The organism is Arthrobacter sp. Edens01 (assembly GCF_001307035.1).
Lineage (GTDB): Bacteria > Actinomycetota > Actinomycetes > Actinomycetales > Micrococcaceae > Arthrobacter_B.
Genome location: NZ_LKIU01000005.1, coordinates 1,672,148 through 1,689,503, shown reverse-complemented (window position 1 = coordinate 1,689,503; position 17,356 = coordinate 1,672,148). Strand labels below are relative to the sequence as shown.

General features: G+C 65.4%; 15 protein-coding genes and 1 pseudogene. 4 read left to right on the top strand and 12 right to left on the bottom strand.

Annotated elements, in window-relative coordinates:
* Positions 1 to 35 precede the first annotated feature (35 nt).
* The 4 genes from AO716_RS14020 (at position 36) to crcB (ending at position 6,218) form a co-directional block, all read left to right on the top strand.
* Positions 36 to 1,685, top strand: a complete 1,650-nt coding sequence (locus tag AO716_RS14020) for a serine/threonine protein kinase (protein WP_055241734.1) — start codon at positions 36 to 38, stop codon at positions 1,683 to 1,685.
* Positions 1,686 to 1,695: 10 nt separating this feature from the next.
* Positions 1,696 to 5,208 carry a S41 family peptidase gene (locus AO716_RS14015; RefSeq protein ID WP_055241731.1) on the top strand — a complete coding sequence of 1,171 codons (3,513 nt, stop codon included), beginning with the start codon at positions 1,696 to 1,698 and terminating at the stop codon, positions 5,206 to 5,208.
* 180 nt (positions 5,209 to 5,388) lie between these two features.
* Positions 5,389 to 5,844, top strand: coding sequence for a fluoride efflux transporter FluC (locus AO716_RS14010; RefSeq protein WP_055241729.1), 456 nt, complete (start codon positions 5,389 to 5,391; stop codon positions 5,842 to 5,844).
* Entirely contained in the window at positions 5,841 to 6,218 is a 378-nt protein-coding gene (crcB, locus tag AO716_RS14005) for a fluoride efflux transporter CrcB (RefSeq protein WP_055241727.1), read from the top strand. Before AO716_RS14010 ends, crcB begins: the two co-directional genes overlap by 4 nt.
* Positions 6,219 to 6,244: 26 nt before the next feature.
* Here the strand turns inward: crcB and AO716_RS14000 are convergent, their stop codons facing one another.
* From AO716_RS14000 to sucB, 12 genes and pseudogenes are all read right to left on the bottom strand, one after another.
* Positions 6,245 to 7,174: an urea transporter gene (locus AO716_RS14000; protein ID WP_055241725.1), complete on the bottom strand. Its 930-nt coding sequence runs from the start codon at positions 7,172 to 7,174 to the stop codon at positions 6,245 to 6,247.
* Complete coding sequence (locus AO716_RS13995) at positions 7,171 to 8,367, bottom strand: HoxN/HupN/NixA family nickel/cobalt transporter (RefSeq protein WP_200907629.1); 1,197 nt, start codon at positions 8,365 to 8,367, stop codon at positions 7,171 to 7,173. Before AO716_RS13995 ends, AO716_RS14000 begins: the two co-directional genes overlap by 4 nt.
* Before the next feature lie 14 nt (positions 8,368 to 8,381).
* On the bottom strand, positions 8,382 to 9,431 hold the full coding sequence (locus AO716_RS13990; RefSeq protein ID WP_082413567.1) for an urease accessory protein UreD: 1,050 nt from the start codon (positions 9,429 to 9,431) through the stop codon (positions 8,382 to 8,384).
* Positions 9,428 to 10,063 carry an urease accessory protein UreG gene (gene ureG / locus AO716_RS13985; RefSeq protein ID WP_055242287.1) on the bottom strand — a complete coding sequence of 212 codons (636 nt, stop codon included), beginning with the start codon at positions 10,061 to 10,063 and terminating at the stop codon, positions 9,428 to 9,430. The genes AO716_RS13990 and ureG overlap by 4 nt, the downstream gene beginning before the upstream one ends.
* An 81-nt stretch (positions 10,064 to 10,144) precedes the next feature.
* A complete protein-coding gene (locus AO716_RS13980; protein WP_055241723.1) occupies positions 10,145 to 10,834 on the bottom strand; it encodes an urease accessory protein UreF in 690 nt (229 codons plus the stop codon).
* Between the two features lie 9 nt (positions 10,835 to 10,843).
* Positions 10,844 to 12,568 carry an urease subunit alpha gene (gene ureC, locus AO716_RS13975; RefSeq protein WP_055241721.1) on the bottom strand — a complete coding sequence of 575 codons (1,725 nt, stop codon included), beginning with the start codon at positions 12,566 to 12,568 and terminating at the stop codon, positions 10,844 to 10,846.
* A 137-nt stretch (positions 12,569 to 12,705) separates the two neighbouring features.
* Positions 12,706 to 13,014, bottom strand: a pseudogene (locus AO716_RS13970) (urease subunit beta); the annotation flags it as partial.
* Positions 13,015 to 13,073: 59 nt separating this feature from the next.
* Positions 13,074 to 13,979 (bottom strand): cobalamin biosynthesis protein CbiX, encoded by a 906-nt coding sequence (locus tag AO716_RS13965; protein WP_152969968.1) that lies wholly within the window; start codon positions 13,977 to 13,979, stop codon positions 13,074 to 13,076.
* A 1-nt stretch (position 13,980) separates the two neighbouring features.
* Positions 13,981 to 14,286 carry an urease subunit gamma gene (locus AO716_RS13960; protein WP_055241715.1) on the bottom strand — a complete coding sequence of 102 codons (306 nt, stop codon included), beginning with the start codon at positions 14,284 to 14,286 and terminating at the stop codon, positions 13,981 to 13,983.
* Positions 14,287 to 14,450: 164 nt separating this feature from the next.
* Complete coding sequence (locus AO716_RS13955) at positions 14,451 to 14,879, bottom strand: OsmC family peroxiredoxin (protein WP_055241713.1); 429 nt, start codon at positions 14,877 to 14,879, stop codon at positions 14,451 to 14,453.
* 196 nt (positions 14,880 to 15,075) lie between these two features.
* Entirely contained in the window at positions 15,076 to 15,423 is a 348-nt protein-coding gene (locus tag AO716_RS13950; protein WP_055241710.1) for a hypothetical protein, read from the bottom strand.
* A 147-nt stretch (positions 15,424 to 15,570) separates the two neighbouring features.
* Positions 15,571 to 17,304, bottom strand: a complete 1,734-nt coding sequence (sucB, locus tag AO716_RS13945) for a 2-oxoglutarate dehydrogenase, E2 component, dihydrolipoamide succinyltransferase (protein WP_055241708.1) — start codon at positions 17,302 to 17,304, stop codon at positions 15,571 to 15,573.
* Between the last annotated feature and the right edge of the window lie 52 nt (positions 17,305 to 17,356).

Here is a 17,356-nt window from a genome sequence, read left to right as displayed (position 1 = left end):
TGCACCAATCGCTTTGGCAGGCTAGAACTGTCGGCATGGAGACAGGGCCGGGAACTGAAGCTGACGCTTTTGAAGACGCCGGCACCGTCCGCCCTCCGCTGCTCCCTGAGGAGGCCTGGCGAACCGGTCCGTGTCTGGGCACGGGAAGCGGTGCGTCGGTTTGGCTGGTGGAACACATTGGTGAGGGGCAGAGCTATGCGCTCAAAATCCCGCACGCCGGCAGTACCCTCCGAGACGACTATGAACTGCGCCGGGAACTCACCATCCTCTCCCGCTACCACCATGAGAACCTGCTGGGTGTCCACGGAATCGTTGCTGCGGCCGACGGTCCGGGACTGTTGCTTGAATATGCGCCCGGCGGCAGCCTGGCCCGGGTGGTTGCTGCGCGGGGCGCTCTGACGCCGGGGCAGGCCGTAACAGTGCTGGTGGGTGTGGGCCGGGCGCTCCAGGCCCTGCATGACGAAGGGGCCGTCCACGGACGGCTCACGCCCGGGAACGTTCTCTTCACGGCCAACGGCAAGCCGCTGCTGGCGGATTTCGGGGCGGGGGTGATCCTGCCCCCGGCGCATGGCCTCAAAGCGGGGGATCCCGGGTCCTGCACGGCAGGGGTTTCTACGTCTGTGCCGGGTCACGGACCGTCGGAGGACGTGTACGCGCTGGGGGCCCTCGGCTGGTTCATGCTGACGGGCAGGCCCCTGGTGCCTGGTCTCCGTCCTCCGCTGGGCGTCCTGGTGCCGGAGGCGCCCGCCGTGCTGCGGGACCTGCTGGATTCGGCGCTCCGGGAGGACCCTGCCCTGCGTCCGGGAGCCGGAGAATTCGCTGCGGAGGTACTGGGGGCCTGGGACCCGGAGCCTATGGACCTGCTCACCGCCGGCCTCCGCCGCCCCGGGGCGGGTGCTTCCGTATCCCTGCGTGCCGGGTCTGGAAGACGCCGGAGACAGAAGCAGGGCAGGAAACCCCGTTCTGCGGGAACGGGCCCGGCACGGCGACGGGTAGCGGAAGGCGGCCACGGGAAAGCCAGGATGGTCATCGCCACGCTGCTGGTGTCCGCGACCGCCGGCCTCGGAGCTGTCGCCGTTCTGGCCCCGGAAGTCCTCTATCCCCGCCAGCATGCCTTCGTGCCCGCGTCAGGGGACACCGTGGAGGGCTCCGCGTTGCCGGGCCGGAGCGACGCGGCCGATGAACGGCCGGGAAGCGGTGAGGCAGCCGGGACGGGGGAGCCTTCAGCCGAGGAGCAGGCTGCGTTGGCAGCAGAGGATCCGCTCACGGCTGTCCGGGTTCTCTCGGCTCTTCGCGCACGTGCGTTCGAACAGGGCAGTACTGAGCTGCTGGCATGGGTCAATCAGGAAGGCTCAGCGGCGCAGGCGGCAGACCAAGCCCAGCTGGCACGTCTTGAGGAACGGGGGGAACGGCTGGCCGGTTTTGGCGTCGAAGTCCTACAGGCCTCAGCCGCTGAGCGGGACGGACCAGGTGGCCCGCCCGCAGGGGCAGCCCGGATCCATGTCTCGGCGCAGCTCTCCGGCTGGCAGCAGGTCCGTGCAGACGGCACAGAGGCTGCCCCCGCCGGGAGCCCGGTCCGGCAGGACGTGCTCCTGGAGATGGTTCGAGTGGAGGGACAGTGGCGGATCGCCGCAGTGCTGCCCGCTGCGGCAAGCCTGGACAGGAGGGGGGAAGCCGAAAGATAGGATCGGAAATATGAGTTCAACTGCGTACCTTCGCTTTCCCAACCTGCACGGCGACCGCGTGACCTTCGTAGCCGAGGACGACGTGTGGGTGGCGCCGGTTTCAGGGGGACGGGCCTGGCGTGTGTCCTCCCTGCAGCTGCCTGCCCGCAATCCCAAGTTCTCGCCGGACGGATCGCGGATCGCCTGGACTGTCATCCAGGGTGCCGCACCGGAAGTCGTGACGGCCGATACCGAGGGCGGAGACTTCCGCCAGCTGACCTTCTGGGGCAACCAGAACACCCGGGTCCGCGGGTTCGCGCCCTCAGGGGCGGTCATCGCCACCAGCCCTTTTGAGTACGAGGACTTTCGCCTCCGCTGGGCCTACGAGGTTCCATTGGACGGCGCAGCGCCGTCGAGGCTTCCCTACGGGCCGCTGGACACGCTGGCACACGGGCCGGCACTGGGCGACGAGCGCCCGCTTGTTATCGGATCCGTGCTTAGCCGGGAGCCCGCACGCTGGAAGAGATACCGCGGCGGCACTGCCGGGAAACTCTGGATCGATGCCGACGGCAACGGCGAGTTTGTCCGCCTGGTTCCCGAACTTGACGGCAACCTCGCCTACCCGATGTGGGTAGACGGCCGGATCGCCTTCTTCTCCGACCATGAGGGCTACGGCAACATCTACTCGGTGACGCCGGCAGGATCCGACCTGCGCAGGCACACTGACTTCCAGGACTTCTACGTCCGGCACCCGTCCTCGGACGGTACCCGGATCATCTTCGAATCTGCCGGCGCACTCTGGCTGCTTGCGAACCTGGACGCGGAACCTGAGCGGCTGGACATCAGCCTGGGTTCGGCGGGAACCGGACGCCGGCCCCGCCCGCTCAACGCCGCGCGCCACCTGGCCGCAGCGGTGCCCGACACCGCCGGCAAATCCAGTGTGGTTGAAAGCCACGGCACGCTGCACTGGCTCACGCACAAGGACGGACCCTCGCGGGTAATCGAGGCAACCCCGGGTGTCCGGGCCCGGCTGGGCCGGCCGCTGCCGGGAGGACGCGCCGTGTTTGTGGCCGATCCCGGCAACGAAGAGGCATTGTTCATCAAGGACGTTTTCGCGTCTTTGCCAGCCGTGGCAGAGCAGGCAAAGCGAGACACCGAAACGCCGGCTGCACCGGCAGAAGACGGCCAGGATGAGCTTCCTCGGCCCGTATCGGCTCTGGGCCGTCCCCCGGCAGGCAGCACGGCAGTGCCTGCTGCCCCCGCAGCGGTGTCAGCTCCGGCCGCCGGCGTCCCGGCGGAGGGCGGCGAGCAGGGTGCCTCCGAGGCAGTCCTCGCATCCCAGGAAAGCGCAGCCGGCAATGCCGTAGTCCGGATCCAGTTCCCCGCCCCCACCCGGGTGTCCCAGCTGGTCCCCAGCCCCGACGGGAAGCTCGTGGCCGCTGCCACGGAGTTCGGCCAGGTCTACCTGCTCGACGTCGAATCCGGCCTGCTGTCCGAGATCGCCGACAGCGGCCACGGGGCCGTTGAGGAACTCGCATTCAGTCCTGACTCCCGCTGGCTGGCATGGGCCGAGCCCGTCGCCATCGAAGGGGCCCGCCGCAGGATCCGGCTCCGTCCCGCGAACGGTTCGGACGCGGCCGTCACTGACGTTACGGACGGCCGTTTCCACGACCACAGCCCTTCCTTCACACCGGATGGAGCGTTCCTGGCTTTCCTGTCAGAGCGCAGCTTTGACCCGGTCTATGACACACATGGTTTTGACCTGGGGTTCCCCACGTCCACGAAGCCTTTCCTGGTTGCCCTCGCAGCGTCCACCAACTCGCCGTTCGGTCCGTCCGCGCACACGGTGGAACAGCCCTCGGCAGGGCCGGCCGTAGGGTCGGACGACCCCGGGGACGCTTCCGGGGACGCAGTGGAAACGCTGGTGGACCTGGACCGGCTGGCAGAACGCATCATCCCCGTTCCGGTCCCGCAGGGGCGCTACTCCAAACTCCGGGCGGCTGACGGTGCGCTGCTGTGGCTCGCGGAGGACGTCTATGGCGTAACCGGCGACGGGAAGGCCAGCTCCTCCGACCGGCTGCCCGGCAAGCGTCTGGAGCGTTTCGACCTGGCCAAGAGGGAAGTCTCCGTGCTGGTTCCGGCGCTGGATGACTACGAACTCAGCGGCGACGCCGGAACGGTTGTGCTCCGGCAGGAAAACCGTGTCCGTGCCGTGCCCGCCTCAGCCAGGGTGGACGAGGATTCCCCGGAGAGCACGACCATTGACCTTTCCCGCATCCGCGTACTCCTGGAGCCTCTCCAGGTGTGGGGGCAGGCATTCGATGAGACCTGGCGCCTGCAGCGGGACTTCTTCTGGACCCCGGATATGGGCGGACTCGACTGGGATGCCGTCCACGCACGGTACCGGCCACTGGTACAGCAGCTTGGGTCCCATGATGATCTTGTGGACCTGCTCTGGGAGCTGCAGGGTGAACTGGGAACCTCCCACGCCTACGTCACTCCGGCCGGCATCGCCGAAGCCGGGGGAGGACCGCAGGGCTTCCTTGGCGCAGATCTCCGGCCCGGAAACGGCGGCTGGGAAGTGGCCAGGATCCTCGATCCGGAATCCTCTGACCCGCAGGCAATATCGCCGCTGAGCGCTCCGGGTGCCGATGTGCGTCCCGGAGACGTGATCGCCGCCGTGGACGGGCTCCCTGTCCCTGCCGACAAGGGTCCGGCAGCGCTGCTCGTCGGCGCCGGAGGGCGGGTGGTTGAGCTGACGGTTATCCGCAACGGGGACAGCCCGCAGCAGCGGCGGATCGCCGTCGTGCCCCTGCGCAGCGAAGAGCGGCTCCGTTACCAGAACTGGGTAAATGCCAACCGGCGTGCGGTGCGTGCCGCTTCAGACGGCTCCTTCGGCTACCTGCACATCCCGGACATGGTGGCCAGCGGGTGGGCACAGCTGCACAGGGACCTGGACAGCGAGGCTGCGAAGGACGGCCTGGTAATCGACGTCCGGCACAACCGGGGCGGACACACGTCCCAGCTGGTGGCGGAACTGATTGGCCGGAAGGTGACGGCCTGGAGCCTGCCCCGGGGAGACCAGGCCGGTACCTATCCGGCGCAGGCCCCGCGTGGCCCCGTGGTGATCCTGACTGACGAATTCGCGGGATCCGACGGCGACATCGTTACCCAGGTGGCCAAGCTGCGCGGGATCGGCCCTGTGGTCGGTACCCGCACATGGGGCGGCGTAGTGGGCATCGACGGGCGTTTTGCCCTGGCTGACGGAACTTCGGTGACCCAGCCGCGGTACGCCTTCTGGTTCACCGGCGGCGTTGGTTTCGGGGTGGAGAACCGCGGGGTTGAACCGGACATTGAAGTTCCGTACCCGCCGCATTCCTACATGGCCGGAGCCGACCCGCAGCTGGAGCAGGGTGTCGCCATCCTCAAGGAGATGCTCGCAGAAATCCCCACGGACCAGCCGCCGGCCAGGGAGGGCTATCCCAGCCTTCGCCCGGCACCGCTGCCGCCGCGGCCGCAGGGCCGGTCCGGCAAGGACAGCTAGGCGGAACCGGAGGGAGGGACCTCTTCCTGGCGGGAGGGATTCCTCCGTCCGGGCGTTTCCGGCGGTCTGCTTGATTGAGCCAGCCGGTACGCAGGCGTAGCGTTCAAGAATGGACTCTAATTCCAGTTGGCTGCGGACCGTCACCGGCGGGGCCGGTGCGGCCCGGGATCGGACGGCAAAATGAGCGGCACCCGCGCGCCGTACCTGCGCTGGGCAGCCATCGGGCTGGTCTTCGTTGGCGGCGGAGCCGGCGCAGCAAGCCGCGAGGGCCTGTCGCTCGTCATCCCGAACCTCGGCGAAGTCCCGATCGCGATCCCGATCATCAACGTGATCGGCGCCTTCCTGCTCGGCTACCTCTACGAAGCCGTTACGCGCCTGGACAAGGCGCGGCCCACCGGCGCGAACCTCAAGCTCCTGCTGGGCACCGGGTTCTGCGGCGGCTTCACCACCTACAGCTCGCTGGCCACCGACACCGCCGTGCTTTTCCGCGACGGGCTCCCGGGATCCGCGGTGGTTTACGCGCTGGCCACGGTGATTGTGGGTGCCTGCGCCACCTGGGCGGGCATCGCGATTGCGACCGCCGTCAACAACCGTGCCCCTGGCCCGCGCAGGGATGAACAGGAGGATGCGACATGACCCCCGGAATCTTCCTGTTGCTGGCCCTGGCCGGCGGCGTGGGCGCCACTGTGCGGTTTATGCTGGACGGATTCATCCGTGCCCACTCCAAGACGCAGTTTGCCTGGGCGACGACGATCATCAACGTCTCCGGTTCCCTCGTGCTTGGTTTTCTCACCGGCCTCACCGTCGAGCATTTTGTACCCACCGACGTCAGCATCGTCATCGGTACCGGATTCCTTGGCGGTTATACGACCTTCAGCACGGCGAGCTACGAGACCGTGCAGCTCATCAAAAAGGGCCGCTACGGGGCTTCGTTCATCAGCGGCGTCGTGATGCTGCTGCTCTCAGTGGTAGCAGCGGTCCTTGGGCTGTGGATCGGCGCTTCCATCTAGCTCTTCCCTGTCCGGACGACCCGCTGCTAGGGACGCTTCGCTGCGGGAATGTAGTGGGCGATTATCAGGAACACCCAGGTGGTGAGGATGTACGGCCATGTGTAGGTGGGCGCGGCGATCTCATGCATCAGCAGGGTCACCACCGCTGTCACCGCCGTTCCAATGGTTGCAAGCACCCATGAGATCGTGCTGCTGCGGAGGAACACGACGGCCAGTGCGATGGCGGTCAGCACGCCGGAGTAACCGGCCAGGCCGTTGGCCGTCTCGGTCAGTGCTTCACCGAGCGCCAGTGCGCACAGGCTGCCAACCACACTGCCGAGCAGGCCGGCCAGGCCAACCTTCCAGCTCGCCACGAACAGGCCCAGCAGAATCAGCGCGCCGGACCATTCGTTGTTGATGAGGACTACCTCGGACACATTCGTCAGCAGTGAGCGGACGAAGGCCAACGGCGCCGAATCGATGGTGGCCGACGTCGGCGCGCTTACATGCAGCGCCTCGGTACTGAACAGGATGATCGTGGCCACGATGCAGAACGGCGCTGTGGTCGAGGGCAGTCCGTAGATCCTCAGCGGGGTCTTCGTGAAGAGCGCGTTCACCAGCCAGATCACGGGAGCGCAGAGAGCACCGCCGATCAGGGCGATCGGGTAGGCCGCCCACTGGCCTCCGATGGCCGCAAAGGTTGCCGCTCCGACCAGGGCCCCGCAGAAACCCTGCATGCCCGCCGTGACCGAGGAGGAGTCAGCTCCGATCAGCCGTCCGGTCACCGTGTTGCCTGCAGCGCCAATGAGGACCAGCAACGCCATGCGCCAGTCCGCGACGGCAAAGGCGGCCAGTATCAGCAGCGCTGTGAAGACGTTGCTCTGGAAGAAGATCTGTGAGAGCCCCTGGCACCAGCCTTTGAGCCAGCCTGCGGCTGGGATGGCAGGATGCGGGGCGGTTGCGCCTACGCTGCTCATATCCTGTCCTCTCCCGCGGGTGTGTTCGGCGGCCGGCCCTGCCCGGGTGTTTTTCCGGGTCTGGCTGCCGGTGATGCACCCTCACCGGGCACGGCGCCCCCGGGCCCGGGGCCCGGCAGGGCCCACCGCTCCTCCACCCTCCCAAACTTCCAGTAGGCGGTGGAGATTAGCCAGACCAGGACCAGGGTGCCCACGATGATGTACCCCACGTTCTCCAGGTCGATGCCGGCCACCCACCCGGTGAGGGGATCCTGGAGGCCAAGCTTCTCGTTCAGCAGGCCTACGAGCTCAATGCCGCCGATGATGACCGCAATCATCACGGAGAGCCCGGTGATGGTCAGGTTGTAGTAAACCTTGCGGATCGCGTTGACGCTGGCCCAGCCGTAGGCACGGACCATCACGGCCGAGTCGAGTGTGTCGAACAGGCTCATGCCGGCCGCGAAGATGAGCGGCAGGCAGAGGATGGCGTACCAGGGCAGCCCGGTCGCGGCTCCGGTTCCGGCGAGCACCAGCAGTGCAATCTCACTGGCGGTGTCAAAACCCAGCCCGAATAGGAACCCGACCGCGTACATCTTGCCCGGCCGGTCGATCGTCTTCAGCAGCGGCCGCAGGATCCGGGTGATGAACCCGCGACCCTGAAGGTGGCGTTCCAGCTCCACCTGGTCCAGCTCTCCGTTGCGTGAAGCCCGCCAGACCTTCAGGATTCCGAGAAAGGCGACGGCGTTGATGAGCCCGATCAGCAGCAGGAAGACTCCGGACACGAGCGTGCCGAAAACGCCCAGGCCATTGCGGACCTCGTTGCCGTCATCGCTCAGGCCCACCGCCCAGCTCACTCCGAGTGCCAGCAGTGCCGCCATGAGAAAGACGATCGTGGAGTGCCCCAGTGAAAAGAACAGGCCGACGCCGGCGGCGGGCCGGCGCAGGTCAACGAGCTTGCGGGTCGTGTTGTCAATGGCGGCAATGTGGTCGGCGTCGAAGGCGTGCCTCACGCCAAGCACATAGGCCACCACGGCAATGCCGACACCAAAGACGGAGGATCCAAGCTGCAGGTGCAGCGGTTCCACCAGGAAGAAGAACAGTCCGAACCCCGCGACGTGCAGGAGCACGACGGGTATGAAGGCGAGAACTACCTGCGCCCGGTAGGAGTGCTGCGGCCTTGCCGTCGCCGTCTGCGTAACGCTTTGTCCACGCACGGTCAGACCCCTTCCTAGTTCTTCCGAATAAGGGGAGCCTGCTTCCCGGTCAGCAGCTCATGCATGGCGGATGCAGCTGCTGTGTTCGCGGCCGCCACGGCCACAGTGTCGTTGCCAAGCAGCCGCATCCACACGCCGGTATCGCCGGGCAGGGTGCTCACCCCGAAGATCAGGTCACCCCCGCTTTCGCGAACTGCCCGGGACAGCGAGTCTGCCAGTTGCGCCGGGGGAACGAGGGGAGTGAAGACGTAGAGCATAGCGAGCACATCGTGGCCCGCCAGCACACCCAATCCGTTTACGCCGCGGCCGTCTTCCCCGTCCCCGGGACAGAGCCGCACCCTGTCCAGGGCTACCAGCCGGCCGTCGGGACGACGTACCTCAAAGTCTGAGGCATATACGTCATAGGCGTGCCGCTCACCCCGCGCCAGCCGGCCGGCGTAGACGGTCTCGCCCAGCAGCAGCGTCGCGGACTCGTCCAGCACCACCGACGTCTGCTGGTAGAAACGCGAATCCGCGAAGGGCACAACCGGGTCCGGCAGGTACTCCACATAGGCATCTTCTTCAGCCGCGATGTTGACGACGGCGGTCGCGTACCCATAGTCCATGCGGTAGATCCGGGTATGGGCCTGGGTGGTCACGTGCGCCGACGTTCCGGCACTGAACCGCAGGTCGGTGCGCTGCCGGTCTCCCTGCAGGATGCCTCCGCCGGACGACATCAGGTAGGTGTAGGGCATGTCGGGGCGCAGCAGATTGAAGTACAGCGGATGCATGATCTGCAGCGGGGACTTCTGGTAATGCTCCACCAGTTCGGTCCGGCCGCGGTTGCGGTCGAAGCCAAGCTGCAGCACGCCGACCTTGCCCGGGCTGCCGACGGGCAGGCTGCGCGGTGAGCCCGCGTGGCGCAGCACTTCCTCCGGCACCCGGACCGCTTCGTAGTACGCCGGTTCGAGCCGGTAACCGCCCGTGCTCGGGGGCCGGCCTCCGGCCTGGGGAGCCGGCTTCTGAGGGGCCGGACTCAGCCGGGGGCCAGCGGTGCTTTCCGGTTCCGCGGCTTTGACCGTCATCCGATGAGCTCGGTTCTGGCACCGTTCCACTGCGTCATGATCTGCTGGTACAGCTCATCGACCCCCTGCCCGGTCAGTGAGTTGGTCAGCACCACCGGCCTGTCTTCGCGTACCCGGTGCGCATCGGCCTCCATGACGCCCAGGTCCGTGCGTACGTACTGCGCTATATCGATCTTGTTGATCACCAGGATGTCGCTGTCCGTAATGCCCGGTCCGCGTTTGCGGGGCATTTTCTCGCCCTCGGCAGTGTCCAGCACGAACACGAACACATCTGCCAGGGCCGGGGAAAAGGTCAGGGTCAGGTTGTCGCCGCCCGATTCGTAGATGAGGGTATCGATGTCCGGGAACCGTTCCAGCATCTCGGCGCCGACGGCCAGGTTCATGGTCGGATCATCCCGCACGGCCGTATGCGGGCAGGAACCGGTCTCGACCCCCATGACACGCTCAGGGTCCAGGATGCCGTCCAGCTCCCGGCGGACATGGTGGGCGTCCTCCTGGGTGTAGATATCGTTAGTGATGACGCCCGGGGTTCGGCCGGCCGCGATGAGCCGGGGGACGAGGGCCTCCGTCAGCGCAGTCTTGCCGCTGCCTACCGGTCCGCCGATACCGATCCTCAACACGTTCTCGCTCATAACTTCCTCATTTCCGGTGTTCTGCATCTTTGGGTCTGTACACCTTCCGGTGCCGTCCCGAACTTCCTTCGTTTGCCCGCGTCAGCTGGCGAAGAGCCGTGCCTCCGCTTTTTCGTGCTGCGCGGACATAACATCGGCCAGCGGCACGCAGCCGCCAAGGTCAGCGAGGCCGCGTTCAAGCGCGGCATCTGTGGCCTGCTCCATCACTCCAGCCGTCTCCAGCAGGACGGCCTGGGCATGCCGGTGGTCAGTCAGCCGCAGGCGGAGTGCGGCACCAACGAAGCTTGCCGAAAAGGCGAACAGGTCCGAGGCCACGGCCTGCCGGGTCTGCACGCCGTTGGCCGCATAAATCACGGCCGAGGCGACCGGCTGGCAACCGGGGGTGGCCCGGCTCCGTACCCGGGCGCCGTATTCAGCGAGCAGTGGCTGCTCAATCAGCTCGGCACCGAGATCGATCAGCTGGTGACCGCTGCGCACGGAGGTCGTGCGCATTTCCGCGTTCAGCTTGGAAGCGAAGAGAAGCTGGTCGATTTCCTGAACGAGTTCGATGTCGCCGTCGGACGCCGCGCGGTGTGCCGCGGCGAGTGCCGTTGCATCCCCGGGTCCAACGGAGTGCAGCAGCAGATCCGCCAGCAGGGGCTGCACATCCCCGCGCGAGACGAGGCGGGCCTGGCTGTAGCCCTCGAGTCCGTGTGACATTGTGTAGAACCCGCTGGGAAAGGCCGAGTCCGCGAACTGCAGGCTGGTGAGCAGCTGCCTTACGTCCGACATCCTGTGTTCCTACGCCAGGAAGAACAGCTGGGTCAGCGGCAGGGACTGCGCCGGGGGTATCTTCGCCAGCGTGCCGTTATAGGTCACGTCATAGGTCTCCGGATCCACCGTGATATCCGGCGTGGCATTGTTGCGGACCATATGTTCCTTCCCGATGCCGCGGCAGCGGTGCACCGGCAGGACCTGGCTCTCCAGGCCAAGCGTTTCCGGCACGCCCTTGTCAATGGCTGCCTTGGACATAAAGGTCGCCCTGGTGCTCTGCAGCGCCTTGCCCTGGGCACCGAACATAGGCCGGTAGAACACCGGCTGCGGGGTGGGCAGCGAAGCGTTCGGGTCTCCCATCAGCGCCCAGTTGATCAGGCCGCCCTTAACGATCAGCCTCGGCTTGGCGGCGAAGGACTGAATCGGCCAGAGCACGATGTCGGCCATTTTGCCCTCTTCCAGTGACCCGATGTAATCGGAGACACCCTGGGTGATGGCCGGGTTGATGGTGATCTTGGCAAGGAACCGCAGCACGCGGAAGTTGTCATTGTCCGCGCTGTCTTCCGGCAGCTTGCCGCGCTGGTCCTTGCAGTGGTGCGCAATTTGGAAGGTGCGCATAAAGGATTCACCGATGCGCCCCATGGCCTGGGAATCGGAGGACACCATCGAGATGATGCCCTCGTCGTGGAAAACGGTCTCCGCCGAGATCGTTTCGGCGCGGACGCGCGAGTCCGCAAAGGCGACGTCCTCGGGGATGTCGTGGGAGAGGTGGTGGCAGACCATCACCATGTCCAGCAGCTCATCCACGGAGTTGGCCGTGTAAGGCAATGTGGGGTTCGTTGACGACGGAAGCACGTTGGGGTAGCCGGCCACCTTGATGATGTCCGGGGCGTGCCCGCCGCCGGCGCCCTCGGTGTGGAAGGTGTGGATGGTGCGGCCGTCGATGGCGTCCAGCGTGTTCTCTACATATCCGGCCTCGTTGAGGCTGTCTGTGTGCACCGAGATCTGGACGTCGTAATCGTCCGCAACGGAGAGCGCCCTGCTTAGTGCCGCCGGGGTGGCACCGTAGTCTTCATGGACCTTGAGTCCCGCCGCTCCGCCCTCGATCTGCTCGATCAATGCATCCGGCAGTGATCCGTTGCCCTTTCCAAGAATGCCCATGTTGACCGGCATCGCCTCGATGGACCTAAGCATCGTGGCTATATTCCAGACGCCTGGGGTGGTTGTAACGCCGTTAGTACCGTCCGTCGGCCCCGTGCCGCCCCCAAAAAGCGTGGTGATGCCGTTTGAAAGCGCTGCCAGGGCCTGCTCGGGGGAGATGTAGTGCACGTGGGAGTCGATGCCTCCGGCTGTGGCGATGAAGTGTTCACCGGCGAGGAGTTCGGTGCCTGGGCCAACGATCAGGCGCGGGTCGACTCCGCTCTGGGTGTGCGGGTTCCCGGATTTGCCGACCCCGGCTATCTTTCCGTCGCGAATGCCGATGTCGCCTTTAACGACTCCGAGAATCGGGTCCAGGATGATGGCGTTCGTTATGACCAGGTCCAGGACTCCCTCAGCGGAAGTCGCCTGGGGATCTGCGGCCATGCCGTCGCGGGCTGTCTTGCCGCCGCCGTAGACAACTTCATCGCCGTAATGGCCTTCGTTGAAGTCCTTCTCGATCTCGATTACCAGATTGGTGTCCGCCAGGCGCACCCGGTCGCCGGTAGTCGGGCCAAAGAGGTCGGTGTACTGTTTGCGCGGGATCCTTGCCATCACTTCTTCCCCTCTTTTGCGGCGCCGGTTTTGCCTGCGCCGCCCTTATTACCGGCAGTTGGTTTGGTGGTGGGCTTCCCGTCCTGGAACCCGAGTTCCCGCATCCGTTCCATGGCGCGGATTTTGGTGTCCGCTGCGTCGAGTCCGCCGTCAACGAGATTGTTGAAGCCGATCACGCGCCGGTTTCCGGCGTAGGCGGTGAGGGTTACCTCCCTGGTATCACCCGCCTCGATCCGGACGCCGGTGCCTGCGGGAAGATCCAGATGCATTCCGTAGGCGCGTTCACGTTCGAACAGCAGGGCCTTGTTGGTTTCGAAGAAGTGGAAGTGCGAGCCTATTTGCACCGCGCGGTCTCCGGTGTTGCTTACCAGCAGGGTGACACTTGGCCGGCCGGCGTTTATCTCAATGTCCTCTTGCTTATGGTCATAACTTGGGGTGCCCAGCATGATCTGTCCTTCCCTAGCGGTGCAGGGTCGCTGCATGTGGTGTTTGGTGGGGGACCCGGTCAATTCCTGCCGATCGGGGCGGGGTGGCTGTGCGGATGGCTTGCGCCCGTGCCGTGACTGTGCGGATGGGAGTGGCCGACGGACTCCTCAAATGCGTGGGAATGGGCGTAGCCGTGGCCGTGGTCAGCCTGCAGCCCTGCTTCTACGCCGGTACGGCCGTGGCTGAGGGCGTGAAGGGCGTCGCGGACACGCTCGCCGATGACCCGCAGCACAGCCCTCTCACTGAGCAGTCCGCCGTAGAACTCAGTGTCGGAGAAATCGCCTGAGCCGTACGGCACCAGTTCTGAGGAAACGACCGGAGTACGGCGAAAGCCCGCCGGAACGACGATTGTGTGTTTGCTTCCAAGCAGACGGAGCCGCCGGACCGCTTCCAGGAGCCCGGCCGCGCTGCCCGCAGCTGCCGTCTCGACGGGGACGCCTGCTCCGTGCGTCCGCACCAGGTGGGTGATGCGGTAGAGTTCGGCGTCGTCGAACGGGTTCGCGGCGTCGGCAGTAATCAGCATTGCCGCTTCCGCTGACCGCCTGCGCACTTCGACGGCTGCTGTCCTTAGCCAGGCTGTGAGGTGGTCGCCCGTTCCAAAGGCATCGGCCAGCGCCAGCGGTGCTGCGGCATCTCCGTTGCTGTCCCCGGTGCCGAGCCATCGAAGCGTCTTGGCTGTGTCGGCAACAAGAGTGGGATTGCGCCCGAAAGTCATCGGAAGCACCACTACCGGCTGTGGAACTGAGCCGTCGGCATCCCTGCTGCGGCCAAGCAGCCGCGTGAGCAGATTGTGAAGGGGGCGACCGGCGGGGGTGACAAGGGACCCGGGCAGGAAATCCGGCACGAAACACAGATCCTCGCCGTTTCCGCTCTCGTGTCCTCCGACCAGCACTACCGTCGCATCCGGCTCCGTGGGCCGGGTCAAGTCACACCCCGATCGGATCGTGGCAGGAGACCAGCTTGCTGCCGTCGACGAACGTTGCTTCGACCTGCAGCAGGGGCAGCCGCTCGCGGACGCCGTCCATGCACTGGCTCTCGGAAACGATGTGCTTTCCAAGCTCCATCACTTCAGCGACCGTTTTGCCGTCCCTAGCGCCTTCCAGGATTGCCTCGCAGATCAGGGCGATGGCTTCGCTGACGTTGAGTTTGGTTCCCCGGTCCCGCCGCCTGCGGGCCAGCTCGGCCACTTGGTAGACATAGAGTTTGTCGATTTCTTTTGGCGTGAGGTTCATATCTTCACCTTCAGACGCAGTTGCGGTCGTTTCGAAACCGCTCCCTTGGCCCCCGGGCCAAGCTCGCTTGTAAGGGAGAGTACGCGCCCGCATTGGCGGGCAATACCCCAAAGGACCTCTCCCGGCGGGGGAGAGGTCCTTTTTGTCCTGGCGGCGTGGGGAACCTAGGTTTCCAGCGTCGCATCCATGGTGATGGTGATACCGGATAGTGCCTGGGATACCGGACAGCCGGTCTTCGCGGACTCGGCAATATCGGTAAATTCCTCGGCGGTCAGATCCGGCACCACGGCGTTGACCCGCAAATGGCTGCCGGTGATTCCGGTGCCGGGAACGAAGGAGACCTCGGCGGCAGTTTCGATGCGTTCTGCCGTCTTTCCTGCCTCCGCGAGGGCATTGCTGAAGGCCATGGAGAAGCAGGCCGAGTGTGCTGCAGCGATCAGTTCCTCCGGGCTGGTCCGCCCTTCGGCTTCTTCCGCGCGTGCCTTCCATGTGACATCGAATGTGCCGAGGTCGGAGGAGTCCAGGGTGACTTCACCCTTGCCGTGGAACAGGTCCCCGTTCCAGACGGTGTGTGCTGAACGGACAGTAGCCATGGAAGCTCTCCTTATTCACAGGTGGCGCCGGGGCGGCTGCCCGGGCTGCTGACGCAATCCTTGCAGGCCCGGAGCCCTGCTGCCAGACCTGCTGCGTTCCGGTGGCTCCCTGGGCAGAGGCACAAAAAAGTTCCTCCCCTCCGAAACGAAGGGGAGGAACCGGGCGGCTGAACCGCTTGCCGCTCTTAGGGGTTGGTTACCACATGGTGGCCAGGGCCACATTCACCACGGTAAGGATGCCCACGCCGTTTGCCAGGACACCGGAAACAGGCTGGTCCTTCTTGTACTTGCGCTGGCCGATGAAGGCCATGACGGCGATGACCAGTGCGATGGCGAGCTTGACCGCAATCTTGATGTGGTTGACATCGCCGTCGCCCATCTCGTTGACGCCCACCAGCAGGATGCCGGTCACCAGCTGCAGCAGTGCGGCGTGGAACTGGCCGGGCATCACGGTGGGGTTCTTGATCTTGGCAACCCAGATGCCGACGATGATGCCGGCTCCGAGGATGTGGAGGAAGACAAGGAAGCTGTGAAGGAAGTCCATGCTTTCGATCTTACCGACACTATGTCAGGGTGCGTAATTATTCCGGTAACTATTCTACAACGGGTAGAAATTCCCATGCCGGGGGCCACATAATGCGAAGGCGGACGCCCCCTGAGGGGACGCCCGCCTGTCCGCGTGCTTTAGCGCTTAGAGGCCCAGATCGGCTTCGAAGCTGCCTTCTTCCAGTCGTGCCTTCAGGGTCTGAAGGAAACGGCCGGCATCGGCGCCGTCCACCAGGCGGTGGTCGTACGTCAGCGAGAGGTACATCATGGACCGGATGGCAATGGTGTCATTGCCGTCCTCATCCGTACGGACCACGGGGCGCTTCACGATCGCACCGGTGCCCAGGATTCCAACCTGGGGCTGGTTGATGATCGGGGTGTCGAAGAGTGCTCCGACGCTGCCGATGTTCGTGATCGTGAAGGTGCCGCCGGAGAGCTCATCCGGACCGATCTTGCCGCTGCGGGTACGTGCTCCGACATCGGCAATGCGCTTGGCCAGACCGGCGAGGTTAAGGTCGCCGGCGTCGTTGATGACCGGAACGAGCAGGCCCTTTTCAGTATCAACGGCGATCGCCAGGTGCTCGGCGTCGTGGTAAGTGATCTCCTGCGATTCGCTGTCGTAGGAGGCGTTCAGCTTCGGGTGCGCCTTGAGTGCCTCAACCACTGCCTTGGCGATGAAGGGCAGGAACGTCAGGTTTGCACCGTTCTGCTCCTTGAAGCCTGCCTTGGCCTTCTGCCGCATCGTGGCGATGCGGGTCATGTCCACTTCCTGGACCTGCGTCAGCTGTGCCGAGGTGTCCAGGGACTCCTTCATGCGGCGGGCAATGGTCTGGCGGATCCGCGGTGCCTTGACCGTGGTGCCGCGCAGCTTGGCGCTTTCCTCGCTGATCTTGGCCGGAGCAGCCTTGTCAGACGACGACGGCGCTGCTGCTGCCGGTTCCTCTGCCTTGGCCGATTCGGCTGCTGCCAGGACGTCCTGCTTGCGGATGCGTCCGGCAACTCCGGTGCCCTTGACCGTGGAGAGGTCCACGCCGTGCTCGTTGGCCAGCTTGCGGACCAGCGGAGTGACGTAAGTGCCGGAGCCGGACTCTTCCTTGTCGGCTTCCTGCTTGGGGGCTTCCTGCTTCGGAGCCTCTTCCTTCGGAGCCTCTTCCTTCGGAGCCTCCTGCTTGGGCTCGGCTACGGGCTCTTCACGCTCGGTCGACGGCGCGGCAGCGACAGGCTCGGCTTCCTTCGGTTCTGCCTTTGAGGGGGCAGCGGAGCCGGAACCGATGACGGCCAGGACGGATCCGACCTCTGCGGTCTCGTCTTCGTTGACCTTGATCTCCAGGAGCTTGCCGGCCACGGGGGACGGGATCTCAGTGTCTACCTTGTCAGTGGAGACCTCAAGCAGGGGCTCGTCAACGGCTACGTCGTCGCCCACGGACTTCAGCCAGCGGGTGACGGTGCCTTCGGTGACGCTTTCGCCCAGTGCCGGAAGTGTGACCTCGGTGCTGTCACCGGAATCGCCGGAGCCGGAGTCCTCAGCGGGGGCTTCCTCGGCAGCGGGTGCTTCCTCCTTGGCTTCGGGTTCCGGAGCTTCTTCGGCGGCTGCTTCTTCCTGCGCCGGTTCCGGGGAATCGGAATCGGAGGAGGAACCGGAGCCGTCGCCGATGCGCACCAGCGCTTCGCCAACTTCAGCGGTCTCATCTTCAGCTACGAGGATTTCCTCGATGACGCCGGCTACCGGCGAAGGAATTTCAGTGTCGACCTTGTCGGTGGACACTTCGAGCAGGGGCTCGTCAACGGCGACGGTATCGCCTACCTGCTTCAGCCAGCGGGTAACGGTGCCTTCGGTGACGCTCTCACCAAGGGCGGGTAAGTTCACGGTTTCAGACATATTGTCCCCGTTTCTCCTTGTTAGTTCTCTGACCAGCCGTACCGCTGGTGCT

Bases quoted from the DNA above. Each gene is read 5' to 3' on its own strand.
- AO716_RS14020 (WP_055241734.1), top strand. From the start codon at position 36: ATGGAGACAGGGCCGGGAACTGAAGCTGACGCTTTTGAAGACGCCGGC.
- AO716_RS14015 (WP_055241731.1), top strand. From the start codon at position 1,696: ATGAGTTCAACTGCGTACCTTCGCTTTCCCAACCTGCACGGCGACCGC.
- AO716_RS14010 (WP_055241729.1), top strand. From the start codon at position 5,389: ATGAGCGGCACCCGCGCGCCGTACCTGCGCTGGGCAGCCATCGGGCTG.
- crcB (WP_055241727.1), top strand. From the start codon at position 5,841: ATGACCCCCGGAATCTTCCTGTTGCTGGCCCTGGCCGGCGGCGTGGGC.
- AO716_RS14000 (WP_055241725.1), bottom strand. From the start codon at position 7,174: ATGAGCAGCGTAGGCGCAACCGCCCCGCATCCTGCCATCCCAGCCGCA.
- AO716_RS13990 (WP_082413567.1), bottom strand. From the start codon at position 9,431: ATGACGGTCAAAGCCGCGGAACCGGAAAGCACCGCTGGCCCCCGGCTG.
- ureG (WP_055242287.1), bottom strand. From the start codon at position 10,063: ATGAGCGAGAACGTGTTGAGGATCGGTATCGGCGGACCGGTAGGCAGC.
- AO716_RS13980 (WP_055241723.1), bottom strand. From the start codon at position 10,834: ATGTCGGACGTAAGGCAGCTGCTCACCAGCCTGCAGTTCGCGGACTCG.
- ureC (WP_055241721.1), bottom strand. From the start codon at position 12,568: ATGGCAAGGATCCCGCGCAAACAGTACACCGACCTCTTTGGCCCGACT.
- AO716_RS13960 (WP_055241715.1), bottom strand. From the start codon at position 14,286: ATGAACCTCACGCCAAAAGAAATCGACAAACTCTATGTCTACCAAGTG.
- AO716_RS13955 (WP_055241713.1), bottom strand. From the start codon at position 14,879: ATGGCTACTGTCCGTTCAGCACACACCGTCTGGAACGGGGACCTGTTC.
- AO716_RS13950 (WP_055241710.1), bottom strand. From the start codon at position 15,423: ATGGACTTCCTTCACAGCTTCCTTGTCTTCCTCCACATCCTCGGAGCC.
- sucB (WP_055241708.1), bottom strand. From the start codon at position 17,304: ATGTCTGAAACCGTGAACTTACCCGCCCTTGGTGAGAGCGTCACCGAA.